Origin of the sequence: Bradyrhizobium sp. SZCCHNR1015 (assembly GCF_032489875.1) — a bacterium.
Taxonomy (GTDB): domain Bacteria; phylum Pseudomonadota; class Alphaproteobacteria; order Rhizobiales; family Xanthobacteraceae; genus Bradyrhizobium.
The window spans coordinates 382,857-398,549 of the sequence record NZ_JAUEYW010000003.1; the positions used below are offsets into that span (position 1 = coordinate 382,857).

At 65.9% G+C, this 15,693-nt stretch carries 15 protein-coding genes; 6 read left to right on the plus strand and 9 right to left on the minus strand.

Annotation, left to right across the window (positions count from 1 at the left end; translation table 11 throughout):
- Positions 1–138: 138 nt before the first annotated feature.
- Genes QX128_RS08185 through minC form a run of 4 tightly spaced genes read right to left on the minus strand, consistent with a single transcriptional unit; the run spans position 139 to position 2,737 of the window.
- Positions 139–912, minus strand: coding sequence for a thioesterase family protein (locus tag QX128_RS08185; RefSeq protein ID WP_316237176.1), 774 nt, complete (start codon positions 910–912; stop codon positions 139–141).
- Positions 913–933: 21 nt separating this feature from the next.
- Positions 934–1,209, minus strand: a complete 276-nt coding sequence (minE, locus tag QX128_RS08190; protein ID WP_315716282.1) for a cell division topological specificity factor MinE — start codon at positions 1,207–1,209, stop codon at positions 934–936.
- Positions 1,206–2,021, minus strand: coding sequence for a septum site-determining protein MinD (minD, locus tag QX128_RS08195; protein ID WP_315804603.1), 816 nt, complete (start codon positions 2,019–2,021; stop codon positions 1,206–1,208). Before minD ends, minE begins: the two co-directional genes overlap by 4 nt.
- Before the next feature lie 20 nt (positions 2,022–2,041).
- A complete protein-coding gene (minC, locus tag QX128_RS08200) occupies positions 2,042–2,737 on the minus strand; it encodes a septum site-determining protein MinC (RefSeq protein WP_316237177.1) in 696 nt (231 codons plus the stop codon).
- A 519-nt stretch (positions 2,738–3,256) separates the two neighbouring features.
- Between minC and QX128_RS08205 the strand changes: the two genes are divergently transcribed.
- From QX128_RS08205 to QX128_RS08220, 4 genes are all read left to right on the plus strand, one after another.
- The gene (locus QX128_RS08205) at positions 3,257–3,895 is read left to right on the plus strand and encodes a hypothetical protein (protein ID WP_315804605.1); all 639 of its coding nucleotides are present in this window, start codon (positions 3,257–3,259) and stop codon (positions 3,893–3,895) included.
- 42 nt (positions 3,896–3,937) lie between these two features.
- Positions 3,938–5,548, plus strand: coding sequence for an ABC transporter substrate-binding protein (locus QX128_RS08210; RefSeq protein WP_316237178.1), 1,611 nt, complete (start codon positions 3,938–3,940; stop codon positions 5,546–5,548).
- Positions 5,549–5,679: 131 nt separating this feature from the next.
- Entirely contained in the window at positions 5,680–7,212 is a 1,533-nt protein-coding gene (locus tag QX128_RS08215) for an ABC transporter substrate-binding protein (protein WP_316237179.1), read from the plus strand.
- A gap of 212 nt (positions 7,213–7,424) precedes the next feature.
- Positions 7,425–8,996: an ABC transporter substrate-binding protein gene (locus tag QX128_RS08220; RefSeq protein WP_315804608.1), complete on the plus strand. Its 1,572-nt coding sequence runs from the start codon at positions 7,425–7,427 to the stop codon at positions 8,994–8,996.
- A 79-nt stretch (positions 8,997–9,075) separates the two neighbouring features.
- On the opposite strand, the gene QX128_RS08225 is transcribed toward QX128_RS08220, so the two are convergent.
- From QX128_RS08225 to QX128_RS08245, 5 genes are all read right to left on the minus strand, one after another.
- Positions 9,076–10,044 (minus strand): nitronate monooxygenase family protein, encoded by a 969-nt coding sequence (locus tag QX128_RS08225; RefSeq protein ID WP_316237180.1) that lies wholly within the window; start codon positions 10,042–10,044, stop codon positions 9,076–9,078.
- Between the two features lie 141 nt (positions 10,045–10,185).
- Entirely contained in the window at positions 10,186–10,824 is a 639-nt protein-coding gene (locus tag QX128_RS08230; RefSeq protein ID WP_316237181.1) for a hypothetical protein, read from the minus strand.
- The gene (locus tag QX128_RS08235; protein ID WP_315804684.1) at positions 10,824–11,405 is read right to left on the minus strand and encodes a YqaA family protein; all 582 of its coding nucleotides are present in this window, start codon (positions 11,403–11,405) and stop codon (positions 10,824–10,826) included. Before QX128_RS08235 ends, QX128_RS08230 begins: the two co-directional genes overlap by 1 nt.
- A gap of 69 nt (positions 11,406–11,474) precedes the next feature.
- Positions 11,475–11,873 carry a phosphoribosyl-ATP diphosphatase gene (hisE, locus tag QX128_RS08240; RefSeq protein WP_316181109.1) on the minus strand — a complete coding sequence of 133 codons (399 nt, stop codon included), beginning with the start codon at positions 11,871–11,873 and terminating at the stop codon, positions 11,475–11,477.
- A 104-nt stretch (positions 11,874–11,977) separates the two neighbouring features.
- Positions 11,978–12,379 (minus strand): hypothetical protein, encoded by a 402-nt coding sequence (locus QX128_RS08245; protein WP_316181108.1) that lies wholly within the window; start codon positions 12,377–12,379, stop codon positions 11,978–11,980.
- A gap of 290 nt (positions 12,380–12,669) precedes the next feature.
- Between QX128_RS08245 and QX128_RS08250 the strand changes: the two genes are divergently transcribed.
- A complete protein-coding gene (locus QX128_RS08250; protein WP_316237182.1) occupies positions 12,670–13,725 on the plus strand; it encodes an ABC transporter substrate-binding protein in 1,056 nt (351 codons plus the stop codon).
- An 86-nt stretch (positions 13,726–13,811) separates the two neighbouring features.
- The gene (locus QX128_RS08255; protein WP_315804614.1) at positions 13,812–15,602 is read left to right on the plus strand and encodes a glucan ABC transporter ATP-binding protein/ permease; all 1,791 of its coding nucleotides are present in this window, start codon (positions 13,812–13,814) and stop codon (positions 15,600–15,602) included.
- The last annotated feature ends 91 nt before the right edge of the window (positions 15,603–15,693 follow it).

The following is a 15,693-nucleotide window of genomic DNA, read 5'->3' on the forward strand; positions in this document are numbered from 1 at the left end:
ACGAAGCAAGCAACCGCCGATCACCGGCGCAACCTCATGACACCTCGCCGCGGCGCGCCGTTGGAAGCGAAGCAGCACTGGTGCGGTGATCAGTTCGCCAACCCGCTATGAACGAGATACGGACGGCGGACCGCCCCCTCACCGCTTCTCGATCACCAGGCTCTGCACCACGCGGCCGAAATAGCCTCTCGCATCACCCAATCGCGCCATCGCCAGCCCGGCGCCGTCCGGGCCGATCCAGCTTTCGGCGTCCAGCAGGATCCAGTCGCCGACCGGCTCGCGGGCCATGTTCACGGTGAGGTCGGCATTGAGGAACGTGTAGCTGTGGAAGTCGAGCGCGGCCGAGGTGCCGTTGCAGAAGTCGCTCGCGACCACGGCGCGCATCGCCTGCGATACGGCATGGCCGTCGACGAGCGGCCAGTCGACGCGGTACCAGATCGCGCCCGGTCCCTTGACGCCGAAGCGGCCGCGCGCGGCGCGGAGCGTCATGCCGCGCACGAAGGGGCTGGTCGAGAAATCAGCCGGCTCCGGCAGCGCCTCGTCGGGGCCGACCAGATCGACCTGCAGCTCGCCGACATCGTCCGGCAGCGGCACCGCATCCTGCCTGATCTTGAGCACGGTCGCCGTGACGACCACCGTGTCGCCGGCGCGCAAGCGCACGGCGCAGAGCTGGATCTTGCGCCCCTCGCGCAGCACCTCGGTCTCGATGAGGAGCTCTGCGAGCGGCACCGGGCGCATCAGGTCGATGGTGACGCGGGCGATGCGCATCGGCGACTTCGTGGGAATGCGCTCGGCCGCCCACACGGCCAGCGCCGATGGCGCAGACCCATGTTGCATGGTCGGATCCCATGGTCCCGCAGCATCGGAGCTGACGGCGACCCGATTGTCCGCGATGCGGAAGATCGGCCGCATCAGCGCGCGCCTCGCCACGTCTCAGCCGGCGCTGGCAAAGGCGCGGTCGGCGCCATTGGGCAGTTCGATGTCGACCTCGAGCGTCGAGACATGCTTTCCCCGGTCCATGCGAACGATGACCTTGTCCGGATCAAGTACCACATGGCGCGAAACCACGGCGAGGATTTCCTCGCGCAGCTGCATCAGGAGATCGGGCTGGCCGCGCAGGCTGCGCTCATGCGCGAGCAGGATCTGCAGCCGCTCCCGCGCGACGGGCGCGGAGGCCGCACGCCCCGTAAAGAGCCGCAGCACACTCATGCAGCCCTCCGTCCCAGGAGCAGGTTCATCAGGCCCTTGCGCTCGGTCGGGATCTGCATCTCGACCTCCTCGCCGAGCAGGCGGCGCATTGCATCGTGATAGGCGCGCGCCGGCGCGCTGGCCGGGCTGTTGAGCGTCACCGGGCAGCCGACATTGGAGGCGCGCAGCACGTCCTGGCTCTCCGGCACGATGCCGAGCAGCGGCGTCGCCAGGATCTCCAGCACGTCGTCGATCGACAGCATCTCGCCGCGCGCGGCACGGCCCGCATCGTAGCGGGTGATGAGGATGTGCTTCTCGACGCGCTCGCCGTTCTCGGCGCGCACGGTCTTGGAATCGAGCATGCCGATGATGCGGTCGGAATCGCGCACCGACGATACTTCCGGATTGGTGACGATGAGCGCCTCGTCGGCATAGCGCATCGCGAGCATCGCGCCACGCTCGATGCCGGCCGGGCTGTCGCAGATCACCCAGTCGAATGTCTTGCGCAGCTCGGTGATGACGCGGCCGACGCCGTCCTCGGTCAGCGCGTCCTTGTCCTTGGTCTGCGAGGCCGGCAGCAGCCACAGATTCTCCAGCCGCTTGTCGCGGATCAGGGCCTGCGGCAGCTTGGCGACGCCATGCACCACGTTGATGAGATCGAACACGACGCGGCGCTCCGCGCCCATCACCAGGTCGAGGTTGCGCAGGCCGACGTCGAAATCGACGACGACGACCTTCTCGCCGGCCTGCGCCAGCGCCGCGCCCATCGCCGCCGTCGTGGTGGTCTTGCCGACGCCACCCTTGCCCGACGTCACTACGAGTACTTTCGACATGTCACGAATCCTCCTGCTACTCAGTTCAATGCAACGATCTTCATGGAATGACCTTCGAGCCGCGCCTGCACGGCCCGGCCGCGCAACGCGGCGTCGATCTGCTCGGCGGTCTGGTAGTAGCCGTCGATCGCGACCAGCTCGGCCTCGATCTTCTGGCAGTAGATGCGCGCCGCCGCGTTGCCGTTGATACCGGCCATCGCGCGGCCACGCAGCGCGCCGTAGACGTGGATCGAGCCGCCGGCGACGATCTCGGCGCCCGACGACACCGCGCCGAGCACGGTGACGTCGCCATCGGGAAACACGATCGACTGGCCCGAGCGTACGGGCTGGTCGAGCAGCAGCGAGGTCGGCTGCTGCAGCTGTGGCTTCTCCGGCTCGATCTCCTGCACGGCGCAGTGACGGCCGCCGGACAACAAGGGCGGCATGCCGAGCGACAGCCGCCCCTGCTCGACGCCTTCGAGGCCGAGCACGCGGATGTTGCGCGACTCGATGCTCTTGATGAGATGGGTGATGGCGAGCGGACTCAGGTCCACGGCGGAGAGATCGAGCACGATCGGCTTGCCGACGAAGAAGCCGGGCGATCCCTTGAGCGTCGCATCGAGTTCGGCGAGCCAATCGGCGATCGGCACGACCGGCGAAAACACGAAGGCGACGTAGGAGCGCCCGCGCAGACGAATAACAGGACGCACCGTTTCAGCGCTGGCACTCATGACCATCCGACCCAACCCTTCTTAGTGATTGGTTAACTGTCGGCGCCAGATGGTTAACGGATGGTTAAATCGACGCTAAGCCGCTCAAAAATCGACAGCGGCCCGCCCGACATAGTTCGATGATGATCGAATCAAGGCGCAATGTTGGCATCAATGAGACGCAATTCATGAGCATCTGCGTCAAGACCTGTCATGCCTCATTTTAATCACATCATGATGATAACTTTAACGTACATATAATTCGGAACCGACGGCTTTAGGAAGTTCCGATCGATTGACACTCGTCAGGGGGCGGGGCATGGGATCGATAGAGGCGCCCAAGGCACGGCAAACGTGCCACGGCGCCTTGCAGGAAGGGACTGCTGGCGTGCGATCGCTGATCGACGCGAAACGTCTGATTCTGCAAATGATTCCGTGTGATCTGAAGTGGCAGAACCGCTCCCGCTCTTCGTTTGAAACTAGCTCTCATACGACCGTGGCAGAAGCGTATCAGTTTACCGGAATCGAGCGTCAGAGGAGTAGCGTATGAGTTCGTTGAGTGAACAGAATCCGATGAACCCGCAGGACCCGCTGCACTATGCACCGCGGTGGCTGCGCGAACGTCCGGAAGCCGCGCGTCTATCTCTCGTCGGTGACAATGCCAAGGCAGCGGAGGCGGCCGAGCGTCCCGCTTCGGGACAGCAAGGACCGCTCGATGCTCGCCTGGAGACCGCCGTGTTCGAATCCCTTCGCCAATCGCTGAATCCCCAGGTCATGCGCGAGCCGCCGGATCTGGAGCGCGAGCGCGACCGCCGCTCGGTCGTGTTCAAGGTGGCCGGCCGCTTCGCCGCCGCAACCGGCGTCGCCGCCGTCGTCGCGCTGTTCTTCGTCAACATCGTGCCGGTGTGGCGCCAGCCCGACGCGAGCTCGTCCTTCGTCGCCGCCGTGCAGTCGATGAAGACGCTGCCGCCGGTCGCCGCCGACGTGCAGGACGCCAAGGCGGACCAGACCAGCGCGCTGCCGGAGCGGGTCGAGGCTCAGGCCGCCCCGGCGCTGTCGCAGTTCAAGTCGCTGCTCGCGGACGCTCCGGAGCCCGCGGCAGATTCCGACAATCCCGAAAAGCCCATGCTGCAGCAGTTCATGCAGTGGAACCAGAAGACGGGTCAGATGGAGCGGGTTCGCTAACCCTCTACGACTGATCCAGCTTCCAACACTTCACAGGCGACGATGATCGACGTCCTACCGCAGAAAGCGGCAGCACGCCGTCCGCTGGCTCACGCCCGTGTGGCAGCCATCCTGCTCGCGTCCCTCGTGGCCGGCGAGGCCGTTGCCGCGCCCGGCGAGAGTGTGAGCGTGGCGCGCCAGCTCGGCAGCCGCGTCGGCCCGATCATTGGCGCAGCACTCGCGTGCCGCGACATCGCCCGGCCGCGCATCCAGGCCATCATCGAGAAATTCCAGCTCGTCATCCGCGAGGCCGCCTCCAGCGAGGCCGACCGTGACGAGCTGACGCGCCTGCTCGATCGCTATGTGGCCGAAGGCCGCAGCCTCGTCACGTCAGGCCGGATGGATTGCGGCGGCGCCGATCGGCAGCTTGCCGATCTCGAACGATCCATCGCAGCGCCGCCTCCGGCGCGCGCGAACCTGCCTGCCGTGAGCATCGGACCTGCGACGGCGCAGGCCGCGACCGTCCCGGCGCAACTGCTGCCGCCGGCCGGCAACGTGCGCGGGGTGACGCAGAGCGAGATCAAGCTCGGCATGGTCATTCCCTACAGCGGACCGGTGAAGGAGAGCGGGCGACTGCTCAAGATCGGCGTCGAGACGGCGTTCAATCGCGTCAACGAGGCCGGCGGCGTCAACGGCCGCATGCTCAAGCTCGTCACTGCCGATGACGGCTACGATCCCGCGCGCACGCTGGATGCGATGAAACTGCTCTACGAGAAGGAGCAGGTGTTCGGCTATATCTGCAATTTCGGCTCGGCCACCGCCGCGGTCGCCATCCCCTACGCGCTCGAGCGCCGCACGCTGTTCTTCGCGCCCTATACCGGCGCCAACGTCGTGCGCCACGATCCGCCCGACCGCTACGTCTTCAACTACCGGCCGAGCTATGCCGAGGAGACCGACGCGCTGGTCCATTATCTCGTGAAGATGCGAAGGCTGCATCCGCGCCAGATCGTCGTGTTCGCGCAGAACGACGCCTTCGGCGACGCGGGCTTCGCCGGCGTGGCAAAGGCATTCCGGACGCTCGGGGTGAGCGACAATTCGATCGTCCGGGTCAACTATCCGCGCAACACGGTCGAGGTCGACGACGCCATCAATCAGCTGAAGCTGCTGAAGACCCCGGTCAAGGCGGTGGTGATGCTGGCAACGACGCGTGCCGCAGCCAAGTTCATCGAGAAGGCCCAGGGCGTATTTCCGGGCGTCATCTTCGCCAACATCTCGGCGGTTGCCGGCTCGGCGCTCGCCAGCGAGCTGATGCTGCTCGGACCGCGCTACGCCGAGGGCGTGATCGTCAGCCAGACCGTGCCCGGCGTCTCCGGCTATTCGAGCCTAGTGCTCGAATACAAGACCGCACTTGCGAAATATGCCCCGGGCGAGCCGGCCGACTACACCTCGCTCGAGGGCTACATCGCGGCGAGCATCCTGATCGAGGGACTGAAGCGCGCCGGTCCGAACTTCGATACCGAGCAACTGGTCGAAACGCTCGAGAACATGCGCAACGTCGATCTCGGCCTCGGCACGCAGCTCGGCTTCGGCCGCGCCGAACACCAGGCTTCGCACAAGATCTGGGGCACGGCGCTTGACAACAGCGGCACCTACCAACCCGTCGAACTTGAATAGGATACCGCTGGAGGCGCGACGGCCTCGACTACCACGACAAAAGAGCGACAGAGAAACCCGACATTAATTCGAAATGCCACGAATAGTAGAACGAAGAGGGTTTGAAACAGGCTGAGCAGGTGGAAGGTTCGATGGCCGTGCGTTGGTCCACGTTGATCATCGGGAGTGTTTTCGCAGCTCCCTTCAGCCCCGCTCTGGCGGCGGCTCCCGACGTCGTCAGGGAGCTCGGCAGCCGGGTTGGGCCGATCGTGGGACAGGCATCCGCCTGCCCGGACATCGCGCAGGGCCGCGTCCAGGGCATGGTCGACAAATTCCGCGAAGCCATCCGCCAGGCGACGAGGAATGACGGCGAGCGCGATCAGCTGACCCGCAGCTTCAATGGCTACATCGCCGAGGGCCGTAGTCGTACGGGCGCCTCGCAGGCGACCTGCGCGGCCGCGGAGCGGCAACTGACGGAGCTCGAACGCTCGCTCGGCGAGCCGGCTACGGCGACGGCCCCGATCACACCGGTCAAGGCCGAAACGACGACCGGCGCCGTCACCGCCGGCCCCGTGCGCGGCATCACCGACCGCGAGATCCGCTTCGGCATGGTCCTGCCGTTCTCCGGCATCCGCAAGGAGACCGGGCGTCAGATGCGCCAGGGCATCGAGGCCGCGTTCGCACGCACCAACGATGCCGGCGGCGTCAACGGGCGCATGCTCCGCCTCGTGGCGGCGGACGACGGCTACGATCCGAACCGCACGCTGGCGGCGATGACGCAGCTCTACGACAAGGAGCAGGTGTTCGGCTTCATCGGCAACGTCGGCACCGCCAACTCGCAGGTGGCGATCCCCTATGCGCTGGAGCGGCGCACGCTGTTCTTCGCGCCGAACACCGGCGCAGCCGTGGTGCGACGCGATCCGCCGGATCGCTACGTCTTCAACTATCGGGCGAGCTACGCCGAGGAGACTGCCGCGCTGGTGCGCTACCTGATCAGGATGAAGCGCGTCTCGCCCAAGCAGATCGCAGTGTTCACCCAGCAGGACCCATTCGGCGACGACGGTTACACCGGTGTCGCGAAGGCCTACCGACAGTTGAACATCGGCGATACCGTGACGCGAATCAACTATCCGCGCGCGACGATGGACGTGGAAGAGGCGGTCAATCAGGTCAAGGCGCACAAGCCGGGACTGAAGGCGATCATCATGGTCGCGACCGATCGCGCCGCCGCGAAGTTCATCGAGAAGACGCGCGACGCGGTGCCGGGCCTGATCTACGCCAACGTGTCCGCCGTCGGCTCGACCTCGCTCGCGACCGAGCTCAAGCTGCTCGGCCCGCGCTTCACCAACGGCGTCATCGTGACGCAGGGCGTGCCGGCGGTTTCGGGCTACTCAAGCCTCGTGCTCGACTACAAGAACGCCCTGGCCAAATACGCGCCCGGCGAGGCACCGGACTACACGTCACTCGAAGGCTATATCTCGGCGACGATTTTGATCCAGGCGCTGAAGCAGACCAATCCGCTCGACACCGAGCGGCTGGTCGACACGCTCGAATCGATGCGCAGCCTCGATCTCGGCCTCGGCACGACGCTCGCATTTGGACGCGCGGAGCACCAGGCCTCGCACAAGATCTGGGGCACCGCACTCGACGAAACCGGCACGTATCAGGCAATCGAACTTGAGTAGAATTAGCTTCGAAGGGGAAGAACTGGTGAAGACGTTTCGTTAGCAGGTCCTAAAGTATGATCGGAAAAAGGCGTGTCGGGTTACCGAAATGGTCATGCTCTTAGGAAAGGCTGGTCTGTGCATGGTGACGGTCTTATGTCTTCTCCGTCGCAGACACGGCGTCAATTCACCAGGCGGAAGACCTGGATGGGGTCCAAAGTGGGATAGTGGCAATGAACTTTCGTTGTAGCGTGTTCTTGGTTGCGGCATTGCTCGCAACGCCCGCCAGCGCGGCGGGCACCAATGCGGATGTGGTGCGTAATCTTGCGAGCCGGGTCGGGCCGATCGTGGGAGCAGCATCCGCCTGTCAGGCGATCGACCAGGGCCGCGTTCAGGCCATTGTCGACAAGTTTCGCGAGGTGATCCGGGAGGCCTCCACCGGCGGCTCGGATCGTGACGAGCTCACCCGCGTCTTCAACGGCTACGTCGCCGATGGACGCAACCGCGTCGGGGCGGCTCAGACCGACTGTAACTCCGCGGGCCGCCAGCTCGCCGAGCTCGAGCGCTCGCTCGGGCAAAGCGCGCCGAGCCAGACCGCCACCAGCCTCGCCGGGGTGATCGCCCCGTCCGCGGCTGTCGCTGCGACGGCACCGACCGCGACGCTGCCGCCGGCGTCCACGACCAACGTCCAGGGCGTCACCGCCAACGAGATCCGCTTCGGCATCGCCGCTCCGTTCTCCGGCGCTGCCAAGGAGCTCGGCCGCCAGATGAAGATGGGCATCGAGGCTGCCTTCAACCGCGCCAACGACGCCGGCGGCATCGCCGGGCGCTCGCTGCGGATCTATTCGGCCGACGACGGCTACGAGCCGTCGCGGACGCTGGACGCGATGAAGCAGCTCTACGAGAAGGACAAGGTGTTCGGCTTCGTCGGCAACGTCGGCACCCCAACTTCTGCCGTGGCGATGCCCTACGCCCTGCAGCGTCGCGTGCTGTTCTACGGCGCGTTCACCGGCGCCAACCTGCTGCGCAACGATCCGCCGGATCGCTATGTATTCAACTATCGCGCCAGCTACGCGGAAGAGACCGACACCGTCGTGCGCTACCTCGTCAAGCTGCGCCGCCTGCCAGCCAAGGACATTGCCGTGTTCGCGCAGCAGGACGCCTATGGTGATGCAGGCTTCTCCGGTGTGGCCAAGGCCTTCCGCACGCTCGGCCTTGCCGACACGTCCATCTTGCGCCTCAACTACAAGCGCAACACGGTCGACGTCGACGACGCGGTCAACCAGCTGAGGGCGTTGAAGAACCCGCCCAAGGCGATCGTCATGGTCGCAACCTATCGCGCCGCCGCGAAGTTCATCGAGAAGACGCGCGATCTGTTCCCGCACATGATCTACACCAACGTCTCCTTCGTGGGTTCGACCGAGCTCTCCGACGAGCTGATGCTGCTCGGCCCGCGCTATGCCAGCGGCGTGATCGTCACCCAGGTGGTGCCGGCCGTCGGCGGCTATTCGAGCGCCGTGCTCGAATACAAGAGCGCACTGGAGAAGTACTTCCCGGGCGAGGCACCGTCCTACGTGTCGTTCGAAGGCTACGTCTCGGCCAACGTGCTGATCCAGGCGCTGCGCCGGGTTGGCCCGCAGCTCGACACCGAGGCGCTGATCGATACGCTGGAGAACATGCGTGACATCGATCTCGGTCTCGGCGCCAAGCTCGGCTTCGGCCGCGCCGAACACCAGGCCTCGCACAAGATCTGGGGCACGGCGCTGGACGAGCGCGGCAAGTTCCAGGCGATCGAACTGGAGTAACTCGTCCAGCTTATTACGGGTTAAAAAAGCGCGGCAGCCCAGGCTGCCGCGCTTTTTCTTTTGTCCGGCGCGAAGCCGCTCAGAGCGGCGGATCGATCGCTTCGTCATATTCCTTCTTGAAGCGCGCGATCAGCTCGGCGGCGGGCAGCACGTCCTTGATGGCGCCGATGCCCTGCCCCGATCCCCAGATCTCCTTCCAGGCCTTCGGCTTGGCGCGCTCGCCCGCGGCATCGGTGCCGAAGCTCATCTTCGACGGATCGGAGGTCGGGAGGTTGTCCGGATCGAGGCCGGCGGCGACGATCGACGGCTTCAGGTAGTTGCCGTGCACGCCGGTGAACAGGTTCGAATAGACGATGTCGTCGGCGCCGGACTTGGTGATCATGTCCTTGTAGCTTTCGACGGCGTTCGCCTCCTTGGTGGCGATGAAGGCCGAGCCGATATAGGCGAAATCGGCGCCGAGCACGCGCGCGGCGCGGATGGCGCGGCCGTTGGCGATCGCGCCGGACAGCGCGATGGGGCCGTCGAACCAGCTCCGGGTCTCCGCCACGAAGGCGAACGGCGAGATCGTGCCGGCATGGCCACCGGCACCGGCCGCGACCAGGATCAGGCCGTCGGCGCCCTTCTCGATCGCCTTGTGGGCGAAGAACTGATTGATGACGTCGTGGAAGACGATGCCGCCCCAGCCATGCGCCGCCTGGTTCAGCTCCTCGCGCGCGCCGAGCGAGGTGATCATCATCGGCACCTTGTACTTCTCGCACAGCGCGAGATCCTGCTCGAGCCGGTTGTTGGAACGATGCACGATCTGGTTGACGGCGAACGGCGCCGACGGGCGTTCCGGATGCGCCCGGTCATAGGCGGCGAGCTCTTCCGTGATGCGCGCCAGCCATTCGTCGAGCAGTGCGGCCGGCCGCGCGTTCAGCGCCGGAAACGAACCGACCACGCCGGCCTTGCACTGCGCGATCACCAGGTCGGGCACGGAGATGATGAACAGCGGCGAGCCGATCACCGGGATCGACAGGCGGCCCTTGAACAAGGCGGGCATGGACATGGATGGGAATTCCTCGTTGTGAAATGCGGAGACGCTCGTGATCGCGAGCATGCCCGACATCAAGCCGTGATGGCAATTCGCCCGCAGAGGGACCGGAAAAGCCCGATCACGGTCTTGCGTTGAGGCGCTGGCATGCAGGCGTCATTGGCAGAGTGCCGAGGTGACGAAGGTATCTGTGCGGCAGTCGCCCGGCTTGCGCTGCCGGCCCGGGATCAGCACCCTGGCCGAGCAGGTCTCCGCCGAGTCGGTGTTGAGGCTCTTGCCGTCCTTGTAGCCCTTGCCCTGGCACAGCCGGTCGGCGCCGAGCTTGCAATCCGGCGTGCCGTTGGTGGCAATCGGGCAGACCGAGCGGCCGGTGATCATGCTCGAGGGCTTGGCGAGGCGCGACAAGGTCTCGCCGGTCTCCTTCAGCACGTCTTTGGTGTCGGCGCCGCCCTTCGGCGCGACCGGGCCAGTGGGCTGCACCGGTGTCGCGGCGGGCTGATCCGCGGCAGCGCCGGTGGGATCGCTGCCGGCCGCCGGCGGCTCGGCGCGGGCATCGCCCGAAGGTTTCAGCGGAATGATCGACATCTTCTCGAACAGCTTGCCAAGCTCCTCCACCAGACCCGGATTGGAGGGCGGCGCAGGCTGGACGGCAGGCGCCTGCTGCGGTGGCTGTTGCGGCGCTTCTCGCAACCCCAAGGAAGGCGCCGTTTGCGCCCATGCCGCGGCGGCAGAGAGCACGGAGACGACCACGAGCAGCGCTGCCCCCGCCCCCCGCCCCGGGCGCAGCGGCCGCATCAGATCAGCTTCACGGCGATGACGAAGCCGGCCACCAGCACGGCCGCGCCGATCGCCACCCACAGGCCGAGATGCCTCTCGATGCGCACCCTGATCCATTCGCCATAGCGGTTGAGCAATATCGCGGCGATGAAGAAGCGGCCACCGCGCGCGATGATCGAGCAGACGATGAACAGAAACAGATTATAGCCGGCGAAGCCCGACGTGATCGTGACCAGCTTGTAGGGGATCGGCGTCAATCCCTTCAGCAGGATGATGACGGCGCCCCACTCGGCATAGGAGGCGCGGAACGCCTCGACCTTGTCGCCGAGGCCGTAGAGCTGGATCAGCCAATGGCCGAGCGAGTCATAGAGCAGCGCACCGATGCCGTAGCCGACGATGCCACCGAGGACCGAGGCCACCGTGCAGACGCCGGCGAACAGCCAGGCCCGCTGCGGCTTCGCCAGCGACATCGGGATCAGCATCACATCCGGCGGCACCGGAAAGAACGAGCTTTCAGCGAAGGCGACCGCGGCCATGATCCACATGGCATGCGGCTTGTGGGCGGCGTCGATACACCAGTCGTAGATCCGTCTGAGCATGGTGGCGATGAAGCAAACCGGGCAGGATTTGTCCATGGCCCATATGCCGGTCCGAATCGGACCGCCACACTAGTGCCGCTTGCGGATCGTCCGGTCGGCCGCGACGATCGGTCGCCCCGCCACCCGTCCGGGCGCGGCCTTGGCGACCTTCGCGGGCGATTTCGGCAGCTTCTCGGCGATGCCGAGCATCAGCTCGCGCCGTTCCATCTCGCGCCAGACGTCCTCGGGCTGGACATCGAGCTCGGCCCACAGCACGGCCAGATTGTAGATCAGGTCGGCGCTTTCGCGCACCACGGCCTGGGCGTCGCCGCCGACGGCATCGATCGCGACCTCGATCGCCTCTTCGGCGAGCTTCTTGGCCATCTTGGCCGTGCCCTGCTGCATCAGCTTGGCCGTGCGCGATCGCGCGGGGTCGAGATCCCTGGCCGCCAGGACAGCGCGATAGAGCCGATCGATCGAATCAGTCATCTCGCCACACTAGTTAAAATCGATGGCCCGCATATTAACGTTCGCAGCAGGCAAGAAAAAATCCGCCGGCACGGGGCCGGCGGATCGTCTCATCCGATCTCACATCACCAATGCGGGTGATGATGATAGCCGCCACCGTAATAGGGGCCGCCGCCGTAATACTGATAGCGCGGCCCGTAGCCGTAATAGGCCGGCCGGCCATAGTAATAATTGTCCTCGTAGTAGGAACGGCGGTTCTGCGCCGCCGCGATGGCGAGGCCGGTGCCGACGATGCCGGCAAAGGCAGCCGCAGCCGCCGCACCGCCATTGCCGCGATAGTGGCGCCGGCGCGCGCTGACATCGGTCAGGCCGCCATCATTGGCCGTCTTGGCGACGACGCCCTTCTCGGCCGGCGCGGAGCCGGCAAAGGCGAGTGTCGGCTGCACGGCCGTCAAAGTCACCGCGGCCACCGTCGCCAGGACGGTAGCACGGCCAAAGCGGGAAAAACTTCCGCGCTGTGCGATCATATGTTTTCTCCGTACGATCCAATCTCGCGCACCAACTCGCGAACTGCGCCCACAGTTCCCCTCGCGAAACCCGGAGTCGAAGCCGCAAATCGCCGCAGGCCTTGCTCATGGACCATTCACATTCGATCCGACATGATCAGGCACCGCCGGCCCCGAGCGGGCAGCGAGACAGCGACGTTGTCACGAAATTGACATGACGATCCCGCGGCTCGATCCCGCGACGGCCGGCGAACTGATTAGAATACCGGCGTGACAAGACCGGTACGGCCTGCGAATACCGGCGTGACATGATGCGCATGCGACGATCCCTCACCCTGCTTGCTTTGGCGCTCCTCGCCGTCGTCGTCGTGCCCTCATGCCTGTCGCGACAGGAAGCTGCGGCGGAGGAGCCGAAACGTCCGGTCGCCGTCATGTTCGCGCTGGATCGGCCGCTCGATGGCAGCATGGCGCCACTGGTCCTCGCCGCCAGCCGCGGGCTGTTTGCCACCGAAAGCGTGACGGTCACCATCACCACGGCCAAGGGCTCTCCCGATGCGATCGCGCGGGTCGCTTCCGGCGAGGCCGACATGGCGCTCGCCGACATCAACGAGCTGATCCGCTATCGCGACGCGTCGAACAGCCAGCCGGTCAAGGCCGTGTTCGTGCTGTTCAACAGGGCGCCTTACGCGATCATCGCGCGCAGGAGTCGCGGCATCAACGGGCTCGGCGACATCGAAGGCAAAACGCTCGGCGTCGCCGAGGGCGATCTCTCGATCCGGCTGTGGCCGGCGGTCGTGAGGCACAACCATCTCAGGCCCGAGACCATCAAGCTGTCGCGCGTCGGCGCGGCCGTGCGCGAGCCGATCCTGTCGGCCGGCCAGGTCGATGCCGTCAGCGGCTTCTCGTATCTCTCGGCGATCAATCTGCGCGACCGCGGCGTGCCCGCCGCCGATCTCGCGGTGCTGCGCTTCGCTGATTATGGCTGCGAGGCCTATGGCCATGCGGTGATCGTCAATCCCGGCTTTGCGGCCAAGCAGCCGGCTGCCGTGAAGGGCTTCCTGCGCGCGCTGACGTCGGGCCTCCAGCTTGCCATCAAGGACCCTGCCGGCGCGATCGCCGACGTGGTGGGCCGGATGAATGACGGCTCCCGCGAGCTCGAGCTGCAGCGGCTGCAGAGCGTGCTCGTCGACAACGTGCTGACGCCGGACGTCCGACGCGATGGCATCGGCGGCATCGATCCCGCCCGGTTCGAGCGGGCCCTCGACCAACTCGCCGAGGACGGCAAATTCCACCACAAGCGTCCGCAACCCGCCGACATCTTCGACGACAGCTTCCTGCCGCCCGCCGACAGCCGGCTGGTCAACTGAGCGCTCGCCGCGGCGGCCGTTCCCTTGCTAACATGGCGCCGCGCGCCCAGCGCTGATTCCAACTGCCGACACGAAGCGCCCCGCCCATGTCCCTGCTCCGCATCTATGCCCGCGTGCTCCATCTGCTCGGAAAGGAGGCGCGGCTCGGCTGGTTTCTCGCGATCGCCAACCTGGCGCTGGCGGTGGCGCAGTTCGCCGAGCCGGTGCTGTTCGGACGCATTGTCGACTCGCTCTCGGGCAACGCCTCGACCAGCACCGCCTGGCCGCTGCTCGCGGCCTGGGCCGGATTCGGGCTGTTCACGATACTGGCCAGCGCCTGGGTCGCGCTGCAGGCCGACCGGCTGGCGCACCGGCAGCGCCATGCGGTGCTGACGAGCTATTTCGAGCACATCTTGCAGCTACCGCTGACGTTCCATTCCGGCACCCATTCCGGCCGGCTGATGAAGGTGATGATCAACGGCACCGACGCGCTGTGGAAGCTGTGGCTGTCGTTCTTCCGCGAGCACTTCGCCGCGATCATGTCGGTGCTGGTGCTGCTGCCGCTGTCGCTCTATCTGAACTGGCGGCTCGCGATCCTCTTGTTCGTGCTGTGCGTGGTGTTCACCGTGCTGACGACCCTGGTCGTGCGCAAGACCTACGGCATGCAGAGCGAGGTCGAGGAGCATTACAGCGACCTGTCGGCGCGTGCCTCCGACGCGCTCGGCAATGTCGCGCTGGTGCAGAGCTTCGTGCGCATCGATGCCGAGGTGCAGGGCCTGCGCACCGTGGCCGGACAATTGCTGTCGGTGCAGATGCCGGTGCTCGGCTGGTGGGCGCTGGTGACGGTCATCACGCGTGCCTCGACCACCATCACCGTGCTCGCGATCTTCACGCTGGGCATCGCCCTGCATCAGGCCGGGCTGACGTCCGTGGGCGAGATCGTGATGTTCGTGTCGTTCGCAACCATGCTGATCCAGAAGCTCGAGCAGGTCGTGTCCTTCATCAACAACGTGTTCATGGAGGCGCCGCGGCTGGCCGAGTTCTTCACCGTGCTCGATGCGGTGCCGGCCGTGCGCGACCGCCCCGACGCGATCGAGGTCGGCCGGCTCTCGGGCCTGGTCGAATTCAACGACGTCTCGTTCTCCTATGACGGCAAGCGGCCGGCGGTGGAGGACCTCACCTTCACCGCGCTGCCCGGCCAGACCATCGCGCTGGTCGGACCGACCGGCGCCGGCAAGTCGACCGCGATTGCACTCTTGCATCGCGCCTTCGATCCGCAATCCGGCTTCATCAGGATCGACGGCATGGACGTCCGCGGATTGAAGCTCGCGGCACTGCGCAGGAACATCGGCGTCGTGTTCCAGGAGGCGCTGCTGTTCAATCGCTCGATCCGCGAGAACCTTTTGGTCGGCAAGCCGGACGCGACCGACGAGGAGCTGCGCACCGCCGCCGCGCGCGCCCAGGCGCTCGACTTCATCGATCGTGCCGACCAGGGCTTCGATACCAACGCCGGCGAGCGCGGCCGCATGCTGTCCGGTGGCGAGCGCCAGCGGCTCTCGATCGCGCGTGCCCTCCTGAAGGATCCTCCGATCCTGATTCTCGACGAGGCGACCTCCGCGCTCGATGCCGTCACCGAGGCCAAGCTCAACGCGGCGCTCGACGAGGTGATGAAGGGACGCACGACCTTCGTGATCGCACACCGGCTCTCGACGATTCGCAATGCAACGAGAATCCTGGTGTTCGAGAACGGGCGCGTGATCGAAAGCGGAACGTTCGATGAACTCGTTGCCAAGGGCGGCCATTTCGCGGAACTCGCGAAGGCCCAGTTCATGGTGCAGGAGAACGCACGCGCGTCGCTTGTCGCGCCGGACAGCGACGGCACCACCGTCAAGGCCTGATCGCGGGACGCTTTCATCGTGGAATTGAATGGCTGGGCTCTGTTCGCCAGCGTCGAGCCGGTATAGGTTCGCGACCTGCCGCAACCGAAGC